Annotated in this window: 20 protein-coding genes; 14 read left to right on the top strand and 6 right to left on the bottom strand. The window is 68.8% G+C overall.

Annotated features, from left to right (window positions below):
- Nucleotides 1–13 precede the first annotated feature (13 nt).
- From BRESU_RS02360 to BRESU_RS02325, 8 genes are all read left to right on the top strand, one after another.
- Nucleotides 14–1339 (top strand): spinster family MFS transporter, encoded by a 1326-nt coding sequence (locus BRESU_RS02360; protein ID WP_013267890.1) that lies wholly within the window; start codon nt 14–16, stop codon nt 1337–1339.
- A 408-nt stretch (nt 1340–1747) separates the two neighbouring features.
- On the top strand, nt 1748–1981 hold the full coding sequence (locus BRESU_RS02355) for a hypothetical protein (protein ID WP_013267889.1): 234 nt from the start codon (nt 1748–1750) through the stop codon (nt 1979–1981).
- A 91-nt stretch (nt 1982–2072) separates the two neighbouring features.
- The gene (sucC, locus tag BRESU_RS02350) at nt 2073–3263 is read left to right on the top strand and encodes an ADP-forming succinate--CoA ligase subunit beta (RefSeq protein ID WP_013267888.1); all 1191 of its coding nucleotides are present in this window, start codon (nt 2073–2075) and stop codon (nt 3261–3263) included.
- A 58-nt stretch (nt 3264–3321) separates the two neighbouring features.
- A complete protein-coding gene (gene sucD, locus BRESU_RS02345; RefSeq protein WP_013267887.1) occupies nt 3322–4224 on the top strand; it encodes a succinate--CoA ligase subunit alpha in 903 nt (300 codons plus the stop codon).
- Between the two features lie 295 nt (nt 4225–4519).
- On the top strand, nt 4520–7516 hold the full coding sequence (locus BRESU_RS02340; protein WP_013267886.1) for a 2-oxoglutarate dehydrogenase E1 component: 2997 nt from the start codon (nt 4520–4522) through the stop codon (nt 7514–7516).
- A gap of 90 nt (nt 7517–7606) precedes the next feature.
- A complete protein-coding gene (gene odhB / locus BRESU_RS02335; RefSeq protein WP_013267885.1) occupies nt 7607–8869 on the top strand; it encodes a 2-oxoglutarate dehydrogenase complex dihydrolipoyllysine-residue succinyltransferase in 1263 nt (420 codons plus the stop codon).
- 69 nt (nt 8870–8938) lie between these two features.
- The gene (locus BRESU_RS16745; RefSeq protein WP_013267884.1) at nt 8939–9220 is read left to right on the top strand and encodes an antitoxin; all 282 of its coding nucleotides are present in this window, start codon (nt 8939–8941) and stop codon (nt 9218–9220) included.
- Complete coding sequence (locus BRESU_RS02325) at nt 9214–9672, top strand: type II toxin-antitoxin system VapC family toxin (protein ID WP_013267883.1); 459 nt, start codon at nt 9214–9216, stop codon at nt 9670–9672. The genes BRESU_RS16745 and BRESU_RS02325 overlap by 7 nt, the downstream gene beginning before the upstream one ends.
- On the opposite strand, the gene BRESU_RS02320 is transcribed toward BRESU_RS02325, so the two are convergent.
- The 5 genes from BRESU_RS02320 to BRESU_RS02300 all read right to left on the bottom strand — a co-directional run bounded on the left by BRESU_RS02320 (nt 9662) and on the right by BRESU_RS02300 (nt 13613).
- On the bottom strand, nt 9662–10852 hold the full coding sequence (locus tag BRESU_RS02320; protein ID WP_013267882.1) for a CaiB/BaiF CoA transferase family protein: 1191 nt from the start codon (nt 10850–10852) through the stop codon (nt 9662–9664). The genes BRESU_RS02325 and BRESU_RS02320 overlap by 11 nt on opposite strands.
- Before the next feature lie 10 nt (nt 10853–10862).
- On the bottom strand, nt 10863–11129 hold the full coding sequence (locus tag BRESU_RS02315; protein ID WP_013267881.1) for a DUF6356 family protein: 267 nt from the start codon (nt 11127–11129) through the stop codon (nt 10863–10865).
- A gap of 56 nt (nt 11130–11185) precedes the next feature.
- Nucleotides 11186–11713, bottom strand: coding sequence for a hypothetical protein (locus BRESU_RS02310; protein ID WP_013267880.1), 528 nt, complete (start codon nt 11711–11713; stop codon nt 11186–11188).
- Nucleotides 11714–11852: 139 nt separating this feature from the next.
- Complete coding sequence (locus tag BRESU_RS02305; RefSeq protein ID WP_013267879.1) at nt 11853–12305, bottom strand: hypothetical protein; 453 nt, start codon at nt 12303–12305, stop codon at nt 11853–11855.
- 72 nt (nt 12306–12377) lie between these two features.
- A complete protein-coding gene (locus tag BRESU_RS02300) occupies nt 12378–13613 on the bottom strand; it encodes an argininosuccinate synthase (RefSeq protein ID WP_013267878.1) in 1236 nt (411 codons plus the stop codon).
- Nucleotides 13614–13761: 148 nt separating this feature from the next.
- On the opposite strand from BRESU_RS02300, the gene BRESU_RS02295 reads away from it, so the two are divergent.
- Nucleotides 13762–14001 carry a DUF1674 domain-containing protein gene (locus BRESU_RS02295; RefSeq protein ID WP_013267877.1) on the top strand — a complete coding sequence of 80 codons (240 nt, stop codon included), beginning with the start codon at nt 13762–13764 and terminating at the stop codon, nt 13999–14001.
- A gap of 7 nt (nt 14002–14008) precedes the next feature.
- Here BRESU_RS02295 and dapF read toward each other — a convergent pair whose 3' ends face one another.
- Entirely contained in the window at nt 14009–14842 is an 834-nt protein-coding gene (gene dapF / locus BRESU_RS02290; RefSeq protein ID WP_013267876.1) for a diaminopimelate epimerase, read from the bottom strand.
- A 109-nt stretch (nt 14843–14951) separates the two neighbouring features.
- Between dapF and BRESU_RS02285 the strand changes: the two genes are divergently transcribed.
- The 5 genes from BRESU_RS02285 (at nt 14952) to BRESU_RS02265 (ending at nt 21590) form a co-directional block, all read left to right on the top strand.
- Nucleotides 14952–15350 carry a host attachment family protein gene (locus BRESU_RS02285; protein ID WP_013267875.1) on the top strand — a complete coding sequence of 133 codons (399 nt, stop codon included), beginning with the start codon at nt 14952–14954 and terminating at the stop codon, nt 15348–15350.
- An 81-nt stretch (nt 15351–15431) separates the two neighbouring features.
- Nucleotides 15432–16229 carry a potassium channel family protein gene (locus BRESU_RS02280; RefSeq protein ID WP_013267874.1) on the top strand — a complete coding sequence of 266 codons (798 nt, stop codon included), beginning with the start codon at nt 15432–15434 and terminating at the stop codon, nt 16227–16229.
- Between the two features lie 98 nt (nt 16230–16327).
- Nucleotides 16328–18508: a prolyl oligopeptidase family serine peptidase gene (locus tag BRESU_RS02275; RefSeq protein WP_013267873.1), complete on the top strand. Its 2181-nt coding sequence runs from the start codon at nt 16328–16330 to the stop codon at nt 18506–18508.
- A gap of 54 nt (nt 18509–18562) precedes the next feature.
- Entirely contained in the window at nt 18563–20746 is a 2184-nt protein-coding gene (locus BRESU_RS02270) for a prolyl oligopeptidase family serine peptidase (protein ID WP_013267872.1), read from the top strand.
- Nucleotides 20747–20837: 91 nt separating this feature from the next.
- Nucleotides 20838–21590, top strand: coding sequence for a DUF1223 domain-containing protein (locus tag BRESU_RS02265; RefSeq protein ID WP_013267871.1), 753 nt, complete (start codon nt 20838–20840; stop codon nt 21588–21590).
- Nucleotides 21591–21667 lie beyond the last annotated feature (77 nt).

Here is a 21667-nt window from a genome sequence, read left to right as displayed (position 1 = left end):
CGAGGAAACCCGGATGACGCTGAACGACGCCACGGCCGCGCCGACCCCGCTGGAGCGGCCGGCCTACCGCTATTACGTCCTCGGGCTCCTGATGGTGGTCTACACCTTCAACTTCATCGACCGGCAGGTGCTGGCCATCCTGGCCCCCTACATCCAGGCCGAGATGAATTTCACCGACAGCCAGCTGGGCCTGCTGGGCGGGCCGGCCTTCGCCGTCGTCTATTCGACCCTGGCCCTGCCGATCGCCTGGCTGGCCGACCGGGTCAGCCGCACCTCGATCATCGCCACGGCCCTGGCGGTCTGGTCCGGCTTCACGGCCCTGTGCGGCCTGGCGACCGGCTTCACCTTCCTGTTCGGGGCGCGCATGGGCGTCGGCGTCGGCGAGGCGGGCGGCGTGGCCCCGTCCTATTCGCTGGTCGCGGACTATTTCCCCAAGATGCAGCGGGCACGGGCGCTGGCGGTCTATTCGTTCGGCGTCTCGATCGGCACGGCGCTCGGCTATCTTTTCGGCGGCCTGCTGGCGGCGGCGATCGACTGGCGCGCGGCCTTCATCGTCATCGGCCTGGCCGGGGTGCTTCTGGCGCCGCTGCTGAAACTGACGGTCAAGGACCCCGTGCGGGGCCGATACGACCGGGCCGCCCCGGGCGCCGATGCGTCCGGGATCGTCACGCCCCTGGTGCCGGTCAAGGCCGCCTCGTTCGGCGAGGTCTGGGCCATCCTGCTGAAGAAGCCCAGTTTCTGGTTCCTGTCGTTCGGGGCCGCCTGTTCCTCGGTCTACGGCTATGGCGCGGCCTTCTGGCTGCCCAGCTTCTTCCAGCGCTCGCTGGGCATGGAGGGGGCCGAGCGCGCCTGGTACATGGCCGGCATCTCGTTCATCGGCGGCACGGCCGGCATCTGGCTGGGCGGCTGGCTGGCCGACAAACTGGGCAAGGGCGTCAAGAAGGCGACCTATCCGCTGGTCCCGGCCGTCGGCTTCATCATCGCCGTGCCGCTGTTCTTCATCGCCATGAACACCCCGGACAAGTGGACGGCTTTCGCCCTGTTCCTGGTGCCCCAGGCCCTGGCGCTGGCCTGGCTGGGACCGATCACGACGGCGGTCCAGCACCTGGTGCCCGCGCACATGCGCTCGACCGCCTCGGCCAGCTTCCTGCTGATCAACAACCTGGTCGGCATCGGACTGGGGATCTATCTGCTGGGCGCGGTGTCGGACTATCTGACGCCCCGGTTCGCCGAGGAGGCCCTGCGGTACTCGCTGTACGTCGGGCAGTGGTTCTATGCCCTGGCGGCGATCCTGCTGTTCATCGCGGCGCGCAGCCTGAGGCGCGACTGGGTCGACTGAGGCGTCGACTTGCTCGACTGCGAGGTGCCCGGAAGCGGGAATTCCTCCAGTCGAGCGGACGACATGAGAGACATGTCGGGGAGACTTCGGAGACAGGCCGGGGCGATTTCGGGGACAATCCGGCGACGGACACGGGCGACACCGAAGACTTCGACGACCGCTGGCCGGCCCGGGCTGGGGCGTTCCGACCGATTCTGACGCAGGGACAGTCCACACTGTCCCGATGCACACCCCGACACCCCGCCGGTATCGCGGCCCCGAAATCTGGGCCAAGGTGAAAGCCGCCTATCTGGCAGGCGAGCCCGCGCCGTCGGTCTGTCGCCGGTTCGACGTCGGCCTGGCCAACCTTCGCCGACGCGCGGGGCCGAGGGGTGGACCCGGCTGGAGACCGCGATCCGGGACGATCCGGTGGCGACCGCCGCGATCCCGCCGATCGATCCCATCGACGCGCCGACCTACCATGTCTCGTCCCGCGAGGCCCTGTTGCGCGCCTCCCAGCGCGCGGCCTGGCTGCTGGCCGAGGGACGGGCCGCCGAGGCCGACGCCCTGACGCGGGCCGCGCGCAACCTGGGCGACCTGATCGAGCGACACAGGCTGGATCCCGCGGCCACCGTGATTCCGGTGCGGCCGCGGCGGGCCTGAACGACCGCGCGGCCCGCAGACGGTTGCACCTGCGAAGGGGCCACGCCTATAAGCGCGACCAACTTCTCCCAGCGATCGCGGCGGTCTTTCCATGAACATCCACGAATACCAGGCCAAACAGGTCCTGAAGGGCTTTGGCGCACCGGTCGCCGCCGGCGTCGCCGTGACCTCGGTCGATCAGGTCGAGGCCGCTGCCAAGTCCCTGCCCGGCCCGCTCTATGTCGTGAAGTCGCAGATCCACGCCGGCGGACGCGGCAAGGGCAAGTTCAAGGAACTGGGCCCCGACGCCAAGGGCGGCGTGCGCCTGGCCTTCTCGGTCGAGGAAGCCGTGGCCCATGCGAAAGAGATGCTGGGCAACACCCTGGTCACCGCCCAGACCGGTGACGCGGGCAAGCAGGTCAACCGCCTGTACATCGAGGACGGCGCCGACATCGAGCGCGAGCTGTACTGCTCGCTGCTGGTCGACCGTGCCCACGGCCGCATCGCCTATGTCGTCTCGACCGAGGGCGGCATGGACATCGAGGCCGTCGCCCACGACACGCCCGACAAGATCCAGACCATCGTCATCGACCCCGAGACGGGCGTGACCGAGGCCGACGTGGCCGCCATCAACGCCGCCTATGGCCTGACCGGCGCGGCCGCCGAGGACGGCAAGTCGCTGTTCCCCATCCTGTACAAGGCCTTTGTCGAGACCGACATGGACATGCTGGAGGTGAACCCCCTCATCGTCATGAAGGACGGCCACCTGCGGGTGCTGGACGCCAAGGTCAGCTTCGACGGCAACGCCCTGTTCCGCCACGAGGACATCAAGACCCTGCGCGACGAGACCGAGGAAGACGCCAAGGAGATCGAGGCGTCCAAATGGGACCTCGCCTATGTCTCGCTGGACGGCAACATCGGCTGCATGGTCAACGGCGCCGGCCTGGCCATGGCGACGATGGACATCATCAAGCTGTACGGCAAGGAACCCGCCAACTTCTGCGACGTCGGCGGCGGCGCCGGCAAGGACAAGGTCGCGGCGGCCTTCAAGATCATCACCGCCGACCCGAACGTCCAGGGCATCCTGGTCAACATCTTCGGCGGCATCATGAAGTGCGACGTGATCGCCGAGGGCGTGGTCGCGGCCGTGAAGGAAGTGGGCCTGAAGGTGCCGCTGGTCGTCCGTCTGGAAGGCACCAATGCCGAACTGGGCAAGAAGATCCTGAACGAGTCGGGCCTGGCCATCACGGCCGCCGACGACCTCGACGACGCCGCCCAGAAGATCGTCGCGGCGGTCGGCTGAGGTTCACGCCTCTCCGCCACCGCCCTGCTGACAGACACATCCAGAGATCGATAGACCCATGTCCATCCTCGTCGACAAGAACACGAAAATCATCGTCCAGGGCCTGACCGGCAAGACCGGCGGGTTCCACACCGAACAGGCCCTGGCCTATCACGGCACCCAGATGGTCGCGGGCGTGCACCCGACCAAGGGCGGCACGAACTGGACCGGATCGCATGGCGAAAGCCTGCCGATCTACGCCTCGGTCGCCGAAGCGAAAGAGGCCACCGGGGCCGACGCCTCGGTCATCTACGTCCCGCCGGCCGGGGCCGCGGCCGCCATCATCGAGGCGATCGACGCCGAGATCCCCTTCATCACCTGCATCACCGAGGGCATCCCGGTGCTGGACATGGTCAAGGTCAAGCGGCACCTGGAAGGCTCGAAGTCGCGCCTGCTGGGCCCCAACTGCCCCGGCGTCCTGACCCCGGACGAATGCAAGATCGGCATCATGCCGGGTTCCATCTTCAAGAAGGGCTCGGTCGGCGTCGTGTCGCGTTCGGGCACCCTGACCTATGAGGCCGTGTTCCAGACGACCAACGAGGGCCTGGGCCAGACCACGGCCGTCGGCATCGGCGGCGACCCGGTCAAGGGCACCGAGTTCATCGACGTGCTGGAAATGTTCCTGGCCGACCCCGAGACCACCTCGATCATCATGATCGGCGAGATCGGCGGCGGGGCGGAAGAAGAAGCCGCCCAGTTCCTGATCGACGAGGCCAAGAAGGGCCGCAAGAAGCCGATGGCCGGCTTCATCGCCGGTCGGACCGCGCCCAAGGGTCGCACCATGGGCCACGCCGGGGCCGTCGTCAGCGGCGGCAAGGGCGATGCGGAGAGCAAGATCGCGGCGATGGAAGCCGCCGGCATCACCATGTCGCCCTCGCCCGCGCGCCTCGGCAAGACGCTGGTGGAAGTGCTGAAGGGCTAATCCGCCCCCGCGCAGCGGGGGCTGCGGGCGGCTCGTATACGAGCCGTCCTCAGGACCGCCGCGCTCTGGCGCGGGGGTGGAGGGGGCGACCCCCGACACGGTGCATGCTTTCGCCCCCTCCACCGCTTCGCGGTCCCCCTCCCCCGTTCGCTGCGCTCCGGGGGAGGATAAAAAGTGCCTTTTCGCCCTCCTTCGGTCATGACCCATAAGGAAACAGCGCCTATATCAACCGCGCTGGCCTCACGCGGATGTGACCGCTGATCAACCCGGGGCCGAAGTCGGGACGACGAATACTATGGCGGACGATGCCGGTCGGCTGAACCAGGTCTTTGCCGAGACCAGTTTCCTCTATGGCTCCAATGCCGCCTTCATCGAGGAACTGCACGACAAATGGGCGGCCGATCCGTCCAGCGTCTCGGCCGAATGGCGCGGCTTCTTCGACCAGCTGAGGGACTCCGCCGCGACCGTGCAGGCGTCCTCGGCCGCAGGGAGCTGGGGCCGGTCGCAGGCGACCGAACCCACCGAGGAGACCGGGGTGTTCGACGGCCGCTGGCCCGCCCCGAAGGCTGACCCCAAGGCGAAGCCGGCCGCCGGCGCCCCCGCCGCCCCGGCCGCGACCGGAGCCTCCGCCGAGGAGGTCCGCGCCGCCGCCCACGATTCCATCCGTGTGCTGATGCTGATCCGCAGCTATCGCGTGCGCGGGCACCTGCAGGCGACGCTGGACCCGCTGGGGATCGAGGCCCGGACCAACAATCCCGAGCTGACCCCCGAGTTCTACGGCTTCACCGAGGCCGACATGGACCGGCCGATCTATCTGGACGGGGTGCTGGGCCTGCAGACCGGCACGATCCGCGAGGTGCTGGCGATCCTGAACCGCACCTATTGCGGCAATATCGGCATCCAGTTCATGCATATCGCCGAGCCGGAGGAGAAATCCTGGCTGCAGCAGCGGTTCGAGGGCGCCGACGCCTTCGAGAAGAACGGCTTCACCCGGGAAGGCAAGATCGCCATCCTGAACAAGCTGATCGAGGCCGAGGGCTTCGAGCGGTTCCTGCACAAGCGCTTCCCCGGCACCAAGCGGTTCGGGCTGGACGGCGGCGAGGCCATGGTCCCGGCGCTGGAGCAGATGATCAAGCGCGGCGGGGCCCTGGGCGTCGACGAGATCGTCATCGGCATGGCCCACCGCGGCCGCCTGAACACCCTGGCCGCGGTGATGGGCAAGCCCTATCGCGCCATCTTCCACGAGTTCCAGGGCGGCTCGACCGTGCCCAGCGACATCGAGGGCTCGGGCGACGTCAAATACCACATGGGGGCCTCCTCGAACCGCGAGTTCGACGGCAACCACGTCCACCTGTCGCTGACCGCCAACCCGTCGCACCTGGAGATCGTCAACCCGGTCGTGCTGGGCAAGGCGCGGGCGAAACAGGCGTTCGACATCCGCGAGGCCAACGCCGGCCTGCCGGAAGCCCAGTGGGCGCTGGACCGGTCCAAGGTCATGCCGCTGCTGATCCACGGCGACGCCGCCTTCGCCGGCCAGGGCGTGGTCGCTGAATGCTTCGCCCTGATGGGGCTGAAGGGCTACCGCACCGGCGGGACGATGCATTTCGTCATCAACAACCAGATCGGCTTCACCACCAGCCCGCGCAACAGCCGGTCCAGCCCCTATCCGTCGGACGTGGCCCTGATGGTCCAGGCCCCGATCTTCCACGTCAACGGCGACGATCCGGAAGCGGTCGTCTTCGCCGCCAAGGTCGCGACCGAGTTCCGCCAGAAGTTCAAGAAGGACGTGGTGGTGGACATGTTCTGCTACCGCCGCTTCGGCCACAACGAGGGCGACGATCCGACCTTCACCCAGCCGGTGATGTATTCGAAGATCCGCAGCCTGCCCTCGACGCGCGAGATCTATTCCAGGCGGCTGGTCGAGGAGGGCGTGCTGAGCGCCGCCGAGGTGGACGCCGAGATCGCCCGGTTCGAGGCCTATCTGGACGAACAGTTCGAGGCCGGAAAGAGCTTCGTCGCCGACAAGGCGGACTGGCTGGACGGCCAGTGGAAGGGCGTGGGCCTGCCCGACGGCGAGGAACGCCGCGGCGACACGGCGGTGGCGGAAGCCAAGCTCAAGGACCTCGGCCACCGGCTGACGACCATCCCGAACCAGGTCGACATCCACAAGACGCTGAAGCGCGTCATCGACGCCCGCCGCGCGACCATCGACAAGGGCACCGACATCGACTGGGCTACGGCCGAGAGCCTCGCCTTCGCCTCGCTGCTGACCGAGGGCTTCCCGGTCCGGCTGTCGGGCCAGGATTCGGTGCGCGGCACCTTCAGCCAGCGCCACTCGGGCATCGTCGATCAGACCACGGAGGAACGCTATGTGCCTCTGAACAACCTGGGCGGCGACCACCAGCATTTCGAGGTCATCGATTCGGCCCTGTCGGAAGAGGCGGTGCTGGGCTTCGAATACGGCTATGCGCTCAGCGATCCCAACACCCTGGTGATGTGGGAGGCCCAGTTCGGCGACTTCGTGAACGGGGCCCAGGTCGTGATCGACCAGTTCATCAGTTCCGGTGAACGCAAATGGCTGCGCATGTGCGGCCTGACGATGCTGCTGCCGCACGGCTACGAAGGTCAGGGGCCGGAGCATTCCTCGGCCCGGCTGGAGCGGTTCCTGCAGCAGTGCGCCGAGGACAATATGCAGGTCGCCAACTGCACGACCCCGGCCAACTATTTCCACATCCTGCGCCGCCAGATGCACCGGCCGTTCAGGAAGCCGCTGATCATCATGACGCCCAAGAGCCTGCTGCGTCACAAGAAGGCGGTCTCGACCCTGAAGGACATGGCGGAGGGCTCGTCCTTCCACCGCGTGCTGCACGACGACGCCCAGACGCGGCCCGAGGTCAGCGGCATCACGATCAAGGGCGACAAGGACATCCGCCGCGTCGTGCTGTGCTCGGGCAAGGTCTATTACGACCTGCTGGACGCGCGCGAGAAGAAGGGCGTCAACGACGTCTATCTGATGCGGCTGGAGCAGTTCTATCCGTGGCCGATTAAGTCGCTGTCGACCGAACTGGCCCGCTTCCCCAACGCCGAACTGGTCTGGTGCCAGGAAGAGCCCAAGAACATGGGCGGCTGGACCTTCGTCGATCCCTGGCTGGAGCTGACGCTGGAGAAGCTGGACGTGAAGTCCAAACGCGCCCGCTACGTCGGACGGCCCGCCTCGGCCTCGACCGCCGCCGGCCTGATGAGCCGCCACCTGAAGGAACTCGAGGCCTTCACCTCCGAGGCCCTCGCCTGATTGTCGGCGTCGGGTGTCTCACACCCGACGCCGTTATCGCCTATATGACCGCCAAGCCCTGACGCTGACTGAACGACCGGAAACCTCCCCATGGCCGACATCCTGACCCCCACCCTCGGTGAATCCGTCTCCGAGGCGACCATCGCCAAATGGTCCAAGAAGGTCGGCGACGCCGTCAAGAAGGACGAGATGCTGGTCGAGCTGGAGACCGACAAGGTCTCGCTGGAGGTCGTCTCGCCGTCCGACGGCACGCTGGAGGCCATCCACTTCGCCGAGGGTGACACGGTGACCCCGGGCGCGGTCCTGGGGGCCGTGACCGAAGGCGCCGCCACCGCCAAGCCCGCCGAGGCCGCCCCGGCCCCGGCCGCCGCCGCTGCGCCCGCACCGGCCCCCGCCGCTGCCCCGGGTGGTTCGGCCAACAGCGGATCGGCCGCCTTCAAGGCCGCCGATGCGTCGCAAGCCGACAAGCCGCTGTCGCCGTCGGTGCAGCGCGTCGTGACCGAGAACAATCTGGACGCCTCGGCGATCGCGCCGACGGGTCCGAAGGGCAACATCACCAAGGGCGACGCCCTGGCCGCCATCGGGGCCGCGCCGGCCAAGGCCGGTGCGCCGGCGCCGGCGCCGGTCGCGGCCGCCGCCCCGCGCGCCGACCAGCCGCGCGAGGAGCGGGTCAAGATGACCCGGCTGCGCCAGACCATCGCGCGCCGCCTGAAGGAATCGCAGAACACGGCCGCCCAGCTGACCACCTTCAACGAGGTGGACATGACCACGGTCATGGCCCTGCGGACCCAGTACAAGGACGCTTTCGAGAAGGCCCACGGCGTCAAGCTGGGCTTCATGAGCTTCTTCACCCGCGCGGTCGTCGCGGCGCTGAAGGAGATCCCGGCCGTCAACGCCGAGATCGACGGCACCGACATCATCTACAAGAACCACTATGACATCGGCGTCGCCGTCGGCACCGAGAAGGGTCTGGTCGTGCCGGTGCTGCGCGACGCCGACACCCTGTCGCTGGCGGGCATCGAAAAGGGCATCGCAGCCCTGGGCAAGGCCGCCCGCGACGGCGACCTGACGCTGGACCAGCTGCAGGGCGGCACCTTCACCATCACCAACGGCGGCACCTACGGCTCGCTGATGTCGACCCCGATCCTGAACGCGCCCCAGTCGGGCATCCTGGGCATGCACAACATCGTCCAGCGCCCGATGGCCGTGAACGGCCAGGTCGAGATCCGCCCGATGATGTATCTGGCGCTCAGCTACGACCACCGGATCGTCGACGGCAAGGAGGCCGTGACCTTCCTGGTGCGGATCAAGCAGCTGCTGGAAGACCCGGCCCGGGCCCTGCTGGACCTGTAGGACCGGCGTTCGGTTGAAAATGGTGGCCGGAACACGTATCTACGATCTGTAGATACGAAAGCCGCCGCCATGGCCCCCTCTCGCAAGCCCCCCGGTGTCGCCGAAACCGCCCGCCTGTTCGCGCATGGCGGCAGCCAGGCCGTGCGACTTCCCAAGGCCTTTCGTTTTGAAGGCGGCGAGGTGCGGATACGCAGGGAAGGCGACGAGGTCATCCTGACGCCGATGCCGAAACAAGCCCGGACGCAAGAAGAACTGGACGCTTTCTGGGCCGGGATCGACGCGCTTATCGATCCGGATGATCCCTTTCCTGATCCGCCGCCTCAGACGATCACGCCCGGCAAACCTTGGTAGTTCTGGCGCTCGACACCAGTGAGATCGTCGCCGCGTTGCGTCGACGACCCCGGTATGATCGCCGCTGCTTCGACCAGGCGCGGCATGAAGGCGTGCCGCTGCTCATCTCCGCCATCGTGGTGCACGAACTCGTTCGTGGAGCCTCCATCAGCCAACAGCCGGCCGAGAACACGGCGCTTGTGGAGCGCTACCTCCGGGACTTCGAGACGATCGATTTCACAACGGACGATGCCGCCTCGTCCGGACGATTGAGCTCTGAACTTAGAGCCGCCGGCACGCCCATCGGCGACATCGACACCCTGATCGCAGGTCAGGCGCTCGCGCGAAGCTGGACCCTGGTCACCCGAAATGTCCGCCATTTCGGCCGTGTGCCGGGTCTGTCCCTGATCGACTGGTCGATCGGTCCCGATCCCTTATCCGCCGAGGAGATTGCGGGTCGGGTCAACGGCTGATCGAGGCGAGAACCTCGTCCGTGTCCGCTCCCAGAGCCGGCGGGGCGGCGGCATATCGGACCGGCGTCGCCGACATCCGGATCGGCGAGGCCACGGTACGGACCGGCGCCGACAGATCGGCGCGCGACTGCTCGATCTCCAGCCCGCGATGTTTCGCCTGGGGCTCGTCGAACACCTGGTCAAGGGTGTTGACGGGGCCGCAGGGCACGCCGGCGGGTTCCAGCTTCGCCATCAAGGCACCCATCGTCAGATCGCGCGTCAGGGCCGAGAGCGCCGCGACCAGGTCGACCCGGTGCGCGATCCGGCCCGCGTTGGTGGCGTAGCGATCGTCCCCGGCCAGGGTATCCGCCCCCAGCACGGCGCACAGGGTGCGGAACTGACCGTCGTTGCCGACGGCGATCACCACCATGCCGTCCGTGCACGGGAAGGGCTGGTAGGGCACCAGATTGGGGTGGGCATTGCCCATCCGCGTCGGGGCGGTGCCGGAGACGAAGTAGTTGGTCGCCTGATTGGCCAGCATCGCGGCCTGGACGTCGAACAGGGCGATGTCGATGTGCTGGCCCTGTCCGGTCGCCCGGGCATGCAGCAGGGCGGCGAGGATGGCGTTGGAGGCATAGAGCCCCGTGGCCAGATCGACCACGGCGACGCCCACCTTCATCGGCTCGGCCCCCGGCGATCCATCCGGCTGGCCGGTGACGCTCATCAGGCCGCCCATGGCCTGGATCATATAGTCGTAGCCCGCCTGCGACGCGCGCGGGCCCGTCTGGCCGAAGCCGGTGATCGAGCAATACACCAGGGCCGGTCGATCTTTGGGCCGGTCCCTGGACAGCGAGGCATAGTCCAGGCCGTATTTGGCCAGTCCGCCGACCTTGAAGTTCTCGACCACGACATCGCAGGTCGCGGCCAGACGCCGGATCGTGTCGACCCCTTCCGGGCTGGCCATGTCCAGTTCGACCGACTTCTTGCCCCGGTTGGCGCACATGAAGTAGGCGCTGTCGCCGCGCGATCCGTCGGTCCGGGTGGTGAAGGGCGGGCCCCAGGCGCGGGTGTCGTCGCCGACGCCGGGCCGTTCGATCTTGATGACCTCGGCCCCCAGATCGGCCAGCAGCTGGGTGGCCCAGGGCCCCGCCAGCACGCGCGACAGGTCGAGCACGCGCACGCCCGCGAGGGCCTGGGGCATGGGGGTCACGTCAGAGGCCGGGATCGAAGGCGCCGGCCTCGGCCATCCGCGCCTCGCGCGCGACCTCGGCCCGGTAGCCCAGATCGTCGGCCATCGACTTGATGGCGGTCGAAACGGTCTTCTTGTGCAGGCCCGGCACCACGGCATGGATGAAGGCGGCCACAGAAAGACGGGCCAGACGCAGGCCCGTGCGCGCGGCGACGCCCGCGTGGTGCAGATAGCTCTCGCCGACCTCGCGGGGATGATCGACAAACAGGCGGGTCAGGGGCCGGATCATGCGGTCACCCTAGCCGGGCTTGCGTCGTCTCACTACCCCGCACCGGACAGGCAGCCTCAGTCCTCGGGGGCGACCACGACCTCGGCATCGGCCTCTGTCACCGCTTCGGCGGCCTGATCCAGGGCGTACTGGGCGATCAGGCCATAGGTGACGATCTGCTCCGGGTCATTGGCGGCCCAGGCCCCGCTGGTCGCCATGACCGGCGCGGCGGCCAAGGCCCCCTGGACCTGGGGGTCGTTCATGGCGTCGGCGACTAGGGCTTCCACGTCGATGTCCGCGAGGGCTTCCTGGGCGATGCTGCCGGCGTGGCGGGTGATCTCGGCGGTGAAGGCCGAGACCTCCGGTGCGTATTCGGCCCAGATCGCCGCGATCCGCGTCTCGCGCTGGATGGCGGTCAGGCTCTCATCGGCGGAGATCGCCTCTGCGCGTTCGCCGAAGGCCTCCATCCGGGCCTCGAAGGCCGAGGCCGCGGCCTCGATGGCGGCCTCGGACGCGCTTTCAGGATCGCGCGGCGCTTCGCCGGCAAGGGCGCTGGACAGCGGCAGGACGGCGAGGGCGGCGGCCAGGGACAGGGCGCGGATCATGACGGCTCCTTGGGATCTGATGACCTCAAGGTCCGCCGGACCCGCCCCGCGCTCAAGTGAAATCGCGGTAAGGCGAAGTTGGAGCATGATTCACGCTATCGGCGGACCCACGATGTGGGCCTCCTCGACCCGTCGCGCTCTAGGCGGCCGGGGACGCCGTGGACTGTTCGACGACCGAGGCGCGGATCTGGGCGGTCGCACCGCGGATCTGGACGATCGCCATCTCGATGCCGGCGCGCATGCCGGTGGCCTGGGCCTCCGGCATCGTCGGGGCCATGGTGGCCACGAAGCTCTGGAGGTCGGCGACGAACGTGTCCACGTCGGGCTTGTAGCGGGCCTCGATCGCATCCAGGTCGGCGTCGCGTTTGGCCGTGTCGGTGCCGGCGGCGGTGACCGCCGCGCTCATCTCGCCCTGCATGGCCTCCATGCGCGCGCTGAAGGCCTCGGCCTTGGCCTCGAAGGCCGCCTCGGCGTCTTCGGCCGGCGGGGCCGGAGGCGTCGAGGGGGCGGGCGTGGTCTGGTCAGGCGCCGTCTGGGCGAGGGCCGGGGTCGCGAGCAGCAGGGACGCGACGAGGAACAGCGGGCGGATCATGACGTCTCTCTCGATGCAGCGGTTTCAGGAGCGTCCCCCGGATTCCCGCGGCGCTCAAGCAGAAATTGCAGCTCAGGTCCGACGATCGCGTTTGGCGAGCACGCGCAGGCGAAGGGCGTTCAGCTTGATGAAGCCGGCGGCGTCGTTGTGGTCATAGGCCTGGACGCCTTCCTCGAAGGTGACGAGGTCCTGATCGTACAGGCTGTTCGGGCTCTCGCGACCGATGACCGAGACATTGCCCTTGTACAGCTTGACGCGGACCGTGCCGGACACCTTCTGCTGGCTGTGGTCGATCGCGGCCTGCAGCATCTCGCGCTCCGGGGCGAACCAGAAGCCGTTGTAGATCATCTGGGCGTATTTGACGGCCAGTTCGTCCTTCAGGTGCATGGCACCGCGATCCAGGGTGATGGATTCGATGCCCCGGTGGGCGGCCAGCAGGATGGTGCCGCCCGGCGTCTCATAGACCCCGCGCGACTTCATGCCGACGTAGCGGTTCTCGACCAGGTCGAGGCGGCCGACGCCGTTGTCGTGGCCGAGCTGGTTCAGTTTCGTCAGCAGGGTGGCCGGCGACAGGGGTTCGCCGTCGATGGCGACCGCGTCGCCCTTTTCGAAGGTCATGGTGAAGACGTGCGGCGTATCGGGCGCGTCCTCGGGCGCGATCGTGCGCTGGTGGACGAATTCGGGGGCCTCGACGTTGGGATCCTCCAGGACCTTGCCCTCGGAGGAGGAGTGCAGAAGGTTGGCGTCGACGCTGAACGGGGCCTCGCCGCGCTTGTCCTTGGAGATCGGGATCTGGTTCTTCTCGGCGAAGTCCAGCAGGGCCTCGCGGGAGCGGTACTCCCACTCGCGCCAGGGGGCGATGACCCGGATGTCGGGCTCCAGCGCATAGTAGCCCAGCTCGAACCGGACCTGGTCGTTGCCCTTGCCGGTCGCGCCGTGACAGACGGCGTCGGCCCCGACCATGCGGGCGATCTCGATCTGGCGCTTGGCGATCAGCGGCCGGGCGATCGAGGTGCCGAGCAGATACTGGCCCTCGTACAGGGCGTTGGCGCGGAACATCGGGAAGACGAAGTCGCGCACGAACTCCTCGCGCAGGTCGTCGATGAAGATGTTCTCGGGCTTGATGCCCATCTTCAGCGCCTTCTCCCGGGCGGGGGCGAGCTCCTCGCCCTGACCGAGATCGGCGGTGAAGGTGACGACCTCGGCGTTGTACTCGGTCTGGAGCCACTTCAGGATGATCGAGGTGTCGAGACCGCCCGAATAGGCCAGCACGACCTTCTTGACGGGCTTTTCGGAGGCCTTGGCCATGGCGGGATCCTTGGAGAACGATGCGCGGCGGGGATTGGCGGCGCTTAAAGGGCCGATGCGTCACCGATGCAAGGGCCGGAATGCGGCGAGGCGTCTGGCGCCGGCGGCCTTCGGCCCTATCTGAAGACCCTGCTGACCGGATGCCCGCATGACCGACGCCGACCCAGACCGTGGCCCCGCCCCCGTTGACGCCGATCCGTCGGCAACCGAACCTGCGCCGCGCGTGCTGAGCGACGCCGCGCGCCGGGCCCTGGCCGAGGCGGCCGAACGGCGCGCGGCGGCGGAGGCGGAGGCGGCGGCCTTGCCCGAAGAGCACGGCGGTCCGCGCGGGCCCGAGCCGACCCGTTACGGCGACTGGGAAAAGAAGGGCCTGGCGATCGACTTCTGATCGCGGCTCAGGCCAGGCGGCCGGTCCGCTCGATCTCGACCGGGCCGGTCATCAGGACGTGGCCCGTCGTCTCGTCCCAGTCGATGTCCAATTCGCCCCCGTCGACGACGACCGTCGCGCTGCGGCCCGTCAGGCCCCGGCGCGAGGCGGCCACCAGGGCCGCGCAGGCGCCCGTCCCGCAGGCCCTGGTCAGGCCGGCGCCCCGCTCCCAGACCCGCAGCCGGATCCGGTCGGGGGCCAGGACATGGGCGAAGCCGACGTTGACCCCCTGGGGAAACAGCGGGTGGTGCTCGATCATCGAGCCCGCCCCGGTGACGAAGACGTCGTCCAGCCGGTCGGTGAAGAAGACGACGTGCGGATTGCCCATGCTGACCGCGCCGGGCGTGTGCATGACGGGATCGTCGATCGGGCCGATCTGCAGCTCGATCCCGCGCGTGTCCATCGCCTCGGCGAGGGGGATCTCGCGCCAGTCCAGCCGGGGCGCGCCCATGTCGACGGTGACCCGCTCGGGCCCCGCACGACGGGCGATGGCAGGGCCGCCCAGGGTGTCGATGGTGGCGCTGTCGGTGCCGTTGGCCTGCATCAGCATCCAGCCGACGCAGCGCAGGGCGTTGCCGCAGGTCTCGACCACCCCGCCGTCGGCGTTCCACACCCGCATGAAGGCGTCGGCCCGGTCCGAGGGCTCGATGGCGATCAGCTGGTCAAAGCCCTCGCCCGTCCGGCGGTCGGCCAGGGCGCGCACGCGGTCGGCGTCCGGCGTGAACGGCGTCTCCAGCGCGTTGACCACGACGAAGTCGTTGCCCGCGCCGTTCATCTTCACGAAGGGGGTGGAGGCCTGCATGGGCGGCATATAGGCACGCCCAGGGTCCGCGCCCAAGCCGTCGGCACGCAACGCCCCGGCCGCCCGGCCGTTAGCGGGTCTCCCCCCACAACGAACGAGGCTTTTAAAGATGAACCTTCCCAATGGCGCGATGGTGGCTGTGGTCGACGGCGAGAAGCTGGCCCTGTTCAAGAACACCGGCCACAACGAGGTCGCCCTGACCGCCCAGCCGGCCCCGTCGATCGAGGATCGCGCCTCCGGCTCGCCGGGTCGAAGCTCCAGCGAGGCCAACCCCGACAACGACACCCAGGCCGAGGACGGCTTCGCCATGGGCGTGGCCGAGGTGCTGAACAAATGGGCGCTGTCGGGCAAGTTCGAGAACCTGCTGGTCATCGCCGCGCCCAAGACCCTAGGTGAGCTGCGCAAGCACTGGCACAAGGAACTGTCGTCGAAACTGGTCGGCGAGATCGCCAAGGACCTGACCGGCCATTCCTCCGACCAGATCGCCGCCGCGATCCAGAAGCACTGACCTTCAACGTTCGACGGTCTGGCCCCGGCAGGACCGTCGAACGGCGTTGGTCCCGGCCCCGACCTCGGCTAGAGAAAGCCCATGACTGCATCGGAGCGGCCTGCCGGCGGCGGGTTGAGAATTCGGGCCCGGCTGCGGGCGCTTTATCATGGCACCTCGCGCACGGCCGTCCGGTTCCGCCTGGCGGTGCTGGTCGTCGATCTGGCCATCATCGCCTTCTTCATCGCCGCCCCCCTGCTGAGAGGGGACCGGCTCGTCTTCTATGTGATCGACTACGTCGTGGCCGCCCTGCTGGGGGCCGATCTGCTGGCCCGGGCCCTGGCCTATTCCGACATCAAGGACTGGTTGAAGCGGCCGATCGTCTGGGTCGACCTGTTCATCCTGGCCACCCTGCTGTTCCCGGCCTGGCTGTTCAACCTCGGCTTCCTGCGGGTGATCCGGCTGTGGACCCTGGTCAATTCCGAGTTCTTCTGGCGCACCGTGGGGCGGCGCTACGACGACACCCGGGTCGAGGACACAGCCAAGGCCGTGACGGCCCTGGTGACCTTCGTCTTCGTGGCCACCGGCTTTGTCTACACCAGTTTCATGGGTCGCTATGACGGCATCAGCGGCTGGGTCGACGCCCTGTACTTCACCGTCACCAGCCTGACCACGACCGGCTATGGCGACATCCTGCTGCCCGGGGTCTGGGGGCGGATCGTCTCCATCGTCATCATGCTGGTCGGGGTCACCCTGTTCGTCCGGCTGGGGCAGACCCTGCTGCGCCCGCACAAGGTCCGCTATCCCTGCGACCAGTGCGGCCTGTTCCTGCACGACCCCGATGCGGTCCACTGCAAGGCCTGCGGCAACCTGCTCTGCATCCCCGACGACGGTCGCTAGGGACCACGCAGATGACAAATCCGTAAGGTCGGACCCCGCCGCCTTGCCGGGCAGGCCTCACCGCCTAAGGTGCCACCGACACCGCCCCAGGACCCGCCATGTTCCGCCGCACCCGCCTCGCCGCCCTGCTCGCCACGATCCTCCTTGGAGCCCCCGCCATCGCCCAGACCACGCCCGGCCAGACGCCCAATCCGCCCCTGATCGAAGGGGCCTTCGCCACCTCGGACGAGACCGACCCATATCTGTGGCTGGAAGAGGTCGAGGGCGAGCGCGCCATGGCCTGGGTCAACGAGCACAACACCCGCTCGCTGGGCGTGCTCGAGGGCGATCCCCGCTACGAAGGCCTGCACCAGCAGGCCCTGGCCCTGGTCCAGGCGCGGGACCGCATCCCGGCCCCCGGCTTCACCCACGCCGGCCTGATCGACAACATCTGGCAGGACGCCCAGCACGTCCGCGGCATCTGGCGGCGCACGACGCTGGACAGCTACCGCACCGAGACCCCGGCGTGGGAGACGATCCTGGACCTCGACGCCCTGGCGGCGGCCGAGGGCAAGAACTGGGTCTACAAGGGCTCGACCTGCCTGGCCCCCGAAGAGCGGCTGTGCCTGATCTCCCTGTCGGACGGCGGCAAGGACGCGGTCGTGATCCGCGAATTCGATTCCGAGGCCCGGGCCTTCGTGCAGGGCGGGTTCGAGCTCCCCGAGTCCAAGGGCGGCGTGGCCTGGGTCGATGCCGACACCCTGCTGGTCGCCCGCGATTTCGGACCGGGCACCATGACCACCTCGGGCTATCCGATGATCGTCAAGCGGATGAGCCGGGGCCAGACCCTGGACCAGGCCGAGACCGTGTTCACCGGCCAGCCGTCGGACGTCTCGGTCGGCGGCTACACGCTGCGCGATGCGGACGGGGCGGTCCAGGCGGTCCTGATCAACCGCGGCGTCAGCTTCTACGAGGGCGAGACCCATCGCCTGAACGCGGACGGCACCACCACGCAACTGGCCCTGCCCGCCAAGTCCGACATCAACGCCCTGGTCCAGGGCCAGCTGGTCGTCACGATCAAGCAGGACTGGACCGCCCCGTCCGGCCAGGCGTTCCGGACCGGCGACGTGATCGCCTGGCCGCTGCAGGCCTGGCTGGCCGACCCGACCACCCAGGCGCGGCTGGTCATCCGGCCCGGCGCCCGCGAGTCGGTCGAATCCGTGACCGCCACGCGCAACCACCTGATCGTCGGCCTGTTCGAGAACGTGCGGGGCGCGGCCTATGTCTATACGCCGAACCCGGACGGCGACTGGGCCCGCCGCCGTCTGGACCTGCCCGAGAACGCCACGGTCGGACTGGGCTCGGCCTCGGAGATCGACGACAAGGTCTTCGTCAACGTGTCCGGCTATCTGACGCCGCAGAGCCTGTATCTGGCCGATGCGGCCTCGGGCAACGTCGCCCCGGTCAAGGCCCTTCCGGCCAAGTTCGACGCCGACGGCATGACGGTGGACCAATTCGAGGCCCGCTCGGCCGACGGCACGATGATCCCCTATTTCGTCGTCCACAAAGCCGACCTGGCGCTGGACGGATCGAACCCGACCCTTCTGTACGGCTACGGCGGGTTCCAGAGCTCGCTGCTGCCCGGCTATTCCCCCACGGTCGGCAAGCTGTGGCTGGAGCGGGGCGGGGTCTATGTCGTCGCCAATACGCGGGGCGGCGGGGAGTTCGGACCCAACTGGCACGATGCGGCCCTGCAGGAAAACCGCCAGCGCGCCCACGAGGACTTCCAGGCCGTGGCGCAGGACCTGATCGCGCGCAACATCACCAGCCAGCCCCGCCTCGGCATCATGGGCGGGTCGCAGGGCGGGCTGTTCATGGGGGCGATGCTGACCCAGCGTCCGGACCTGATCAACGCCGCCGTCATCCAGGTGCCCCTGTTCGACATGCTGCGCTTCCACCGCCTGCTGGCCGGGGCCTCCTGGATCGCGGAGTACGGCAACCCGGACATTCCCGAGGAACGCGCCTGGATCCAGGCCTATTCGCCCTACCAGAACCTGCGGGCGGACCAGCCCTATCCGGAGGTCTTCATCCACACCTCGACCAAGGACGACCGGGTCCACCCCGGCCATGCCCGGAAGGCGGCCGCGCGTCTGGAAGATCTGGGCTATCCGGTCCTGTTCTACGAGAACACCGACGGCGGCCACGCGGCGGGGGCCAACCTGCGCGAGACCGCCCGCCGGATCGCGCTGGAGTACACCTATCTGAGCCGCCGGCTGATGGATCAGCCGGCACAGCAGTAGACGGACGGATCCTCCCCCGCTTGGCGGGGGAGGCTTGAAGCCACGGAGTTCGACATGCGTATCCAATCCCTGATGGCGGCCACGGTGCTTGCGGTCTTCGCCGCCCCCGCGTTCGCCCAGACGCCCCCGCCCCACCTGCCGGCCGACCTGTCGCCCGCGGGCGTCCGCGCCGCGGACGACCATCTGGCGCTGGAGGAGGTCGAGGGGACCGAGGCCATGGCCTTCGTCCGCGCCGAGAACGAGCGGTCGCTGGCGGCCCTGACGGGCGATCCGCGCTACGAGACCTTCCGGGCCGAGGCGTTCGACATCCTGTCGTCCACCGCCCGCATTCCCGGCCCGTCCTTCCTGGGCGAGGGCATCGGCAATTTCTGGCAGGACGCGACCAATCCCAAGGGGCTGTGGCGGCGTACGTCGCTGGACAGCTACCGCACCGACGCGCCCGTCTGGGAAACCCTGATCGACGTCGACGCCCTGTCGAGGGCCGAGGGCCGGGACTGGGTCTGGAAGGGCGCGAACTGCCTGGCCCCGGACGAGACCCGCTGCCTGGTCTCCCTGTCCGAGGGCGGCAAGGACGCGGTCGTGGTGCGCGAGTTCGACACGACGACCAAGGCCTTCGTCGACGACGGCTTCGTCCTGCCCGAAGGCAAGCACCGGCTCAGCTGGCTGGATCGCGATACCCTGCTGATCGCCACCGATTTCGGGCCGGAGGACGGGCAGCCCACCCTGACCGAGAGCGGCTATCCCTTCATCGTCAAATCCCTGTCGCGCGGCCGGACCCTGGCCCAGGCGACCGAGGTCTATCGCGGCGAGCAGGGCGACGGCGGCTATGGCGTCAGTCCGGCCGTCTATCGCAACAAGGACGGCGTGGTCGAGGCGGTGCTGTTCAACCGTCCGCTGGACACCTTCCGCGCCGAGACCTGGCAGTGGGTCGACGGGCGCGCGGTGCGGCTGAACCTGCCCGAACGGGTGTCGGTGCAGGGCACGATGGGCACGCAGCTGATCTTCTCGCTGGACGAGCCCTGGGCCATCCCCGGAAGCACCCTGCCCGCAGGCGACCTCGTCGTCGCGACGCTGGGTCGGCTGCAACAGCCGGAGATAACCTCCGCCACCAACGACCCCCAGGTGATCTTCCACCCCGGCCCACGCCAGTCGCTGCAGGACACGACGGTGATGTCGGACCGCATCGTGGCGGTGGTGTCCGACCACGTGGTCGGCACGCTGAAGGTCTTCACGCCCGAAACGACGGCGCGCGGCCACACGACCTGGGCCGCCACCGAGATCGCCGTGCCCGCCAACAGCGCCGTGGCGCTGGGCGACAGCTCCCGCTCGCGCGGCGAGGTCTTCGTCTCGAGCCAGGGCTTCCTGACCCCGCCGACGCTGAGCCTGGCCGACGTCGCGACCGGCGACCTGGCCCAGGTCAAACAGGCCCCGGCCCAGTTCGACGCCGCGACCCACGTCGTCGAACAGTTCGAGGCGGCCTCCAGCGACGGGACGAAGATCCCCTATTTCGTCGTCCATCCCCGGAACGCCCCCGCCGACGGCTCCACCCCGACGGTCCTGTTCGGATACGGCGGCTTCCAGGTCAGTTTCCCGCCCGCCTACAAGCCCGAACTGGGCAAGCTGTGGCTGGAGAACGGCGGGGCCTATGTGGTCGCCAACATCCGCGGTGGGGGCGAGTTCGGCCCGGCCTGGCACCAGGCGGCGCTGCGCGAGAACCGTCAGCTGGCCTTCGACGACTTCGCCGCCGTGGCGCGTGACCTGTCGGCCCGCGGCATCGCCTCGGCCCGGCACCTGGGCATCTACGGCCGCTCGAACGGCGGCGTCCTGACCTCGGTGTCGATCACCCAGCACCCGGAGCTGTTCAACGCGGCGGTGATCGAAAGCCCCCTGATCGACATGCTGCGCTATCAGGACCTGCCGGCGGGCGCGTCATGGATCGGCGAATACGGCGACCCGCGCATTCCCGGCGACGCCGCCTTCATCGCCCGGTACTCCGGCTATCAGCAGCTGCGGCCCGAGACCGACTATCCGCGCGTCTACATCACCACCAACACCCGCGACGACCGGGTCCATCCGGGTCATGCGCGCAAATTCGCCGCCCGCCTGGGCGAGCAGGGCCACGACCACCTCTATTACGAGGAGACCTCGGGCGGTCACTCCAACGACGCCGATCCGGTCGCCAACGCCCGCCGCTGGGCCCGTCACTACGTCTATCTGAGCCAGCAGCTGATGGACTGAGACGGACCCGCCTCCGCCGCTGCGTGGGGGCGGCGGGGTTCACGCGATTATGAGGCGCGGTCGCGAACGGTTCCGGTTAGGAGTCCGCCCCATGCACGCACGGGGCTTCATCATCGCCGGCCTGGCCGCCCTGATCGGGGCCGGCGCGGTCGGATCGTCCGCGCAACCGGTCGGTCCGCGCCCGGCGGTCCGCAACATCCGGCCCGTCGAGCCGGTCGTGGTCGAGCTGTTCACTGCCCAGGGATGCTCCGGCTGTACGGAGGCCAACCGCGTGGTGGAGGCCCTGGCCGATGCGCCCGGCGTCATCGCCCTGACCTGGTCGGTCGACTACTGGGACTATCTGGGCTGGGCCGATACCTTCGCGCGGCCCGAGTTCGCCCAGCGGCAGAGGGCCTACCAGTCCGCCCTGCGGCTGCGCAGCGTCTATACGCCGCAGGTGGTGATCGACGGTCGCCGTCAGGTCTCCGGGGCCGACGCCGATGCGGTCGATGCCGCCATCGACGAGGAGGCCGCCCGTCGTGTTTTCCCGCCCGACGTCCAGTTCCGCGAGAACGGCGAGGCGGTCGGGGTCGGCAGCGGGCGTGTGCCGGTCGGCGGGGCCGACGTCTGGGCCGTCACCTATCGCCCCGGGCGTCAGGACGTCAGCGTCTCCGGCGGCGACAACCGGGGCCGGGTCATCGGCTCGGTCAATGTGGTTCGCAGCCTGACCCGGCTGGGGGCCTGGCGAGGCCAGCCCATCCTGCTGACCCTGCCCACCCCCGCCGATGCACAGGACCGCACGGTCGTCCTGGTCCAGGCCCGGGCGGATCGGCGAATTCTGACAGCGGCGCTGAGCCAGGACTAGAGCGGCGGCGTCCTACCGCCAAGGAAGCTAAGCCTTGGCGAATCCATCAGATTCGATCAGTGTCCGCCGCCGTACGA

The sequence above is a fragment of the Brevundimonas subvibrioides ATCC 15264 genome, from assembly GCF_000144605.1.
Classification (GTDB): Bacteria; Pseudomonadota; Alphaproteobacteria; order Caulobacterales; family Caulobacteraceae; genus Brevundimonas; species Brevundimonas subvibrioides.
The sequence above is the reverse complement of the archived record's forward strand: the minus strand, read 5'-3'. Positions and strand labels throughout refer to the sequence as shown.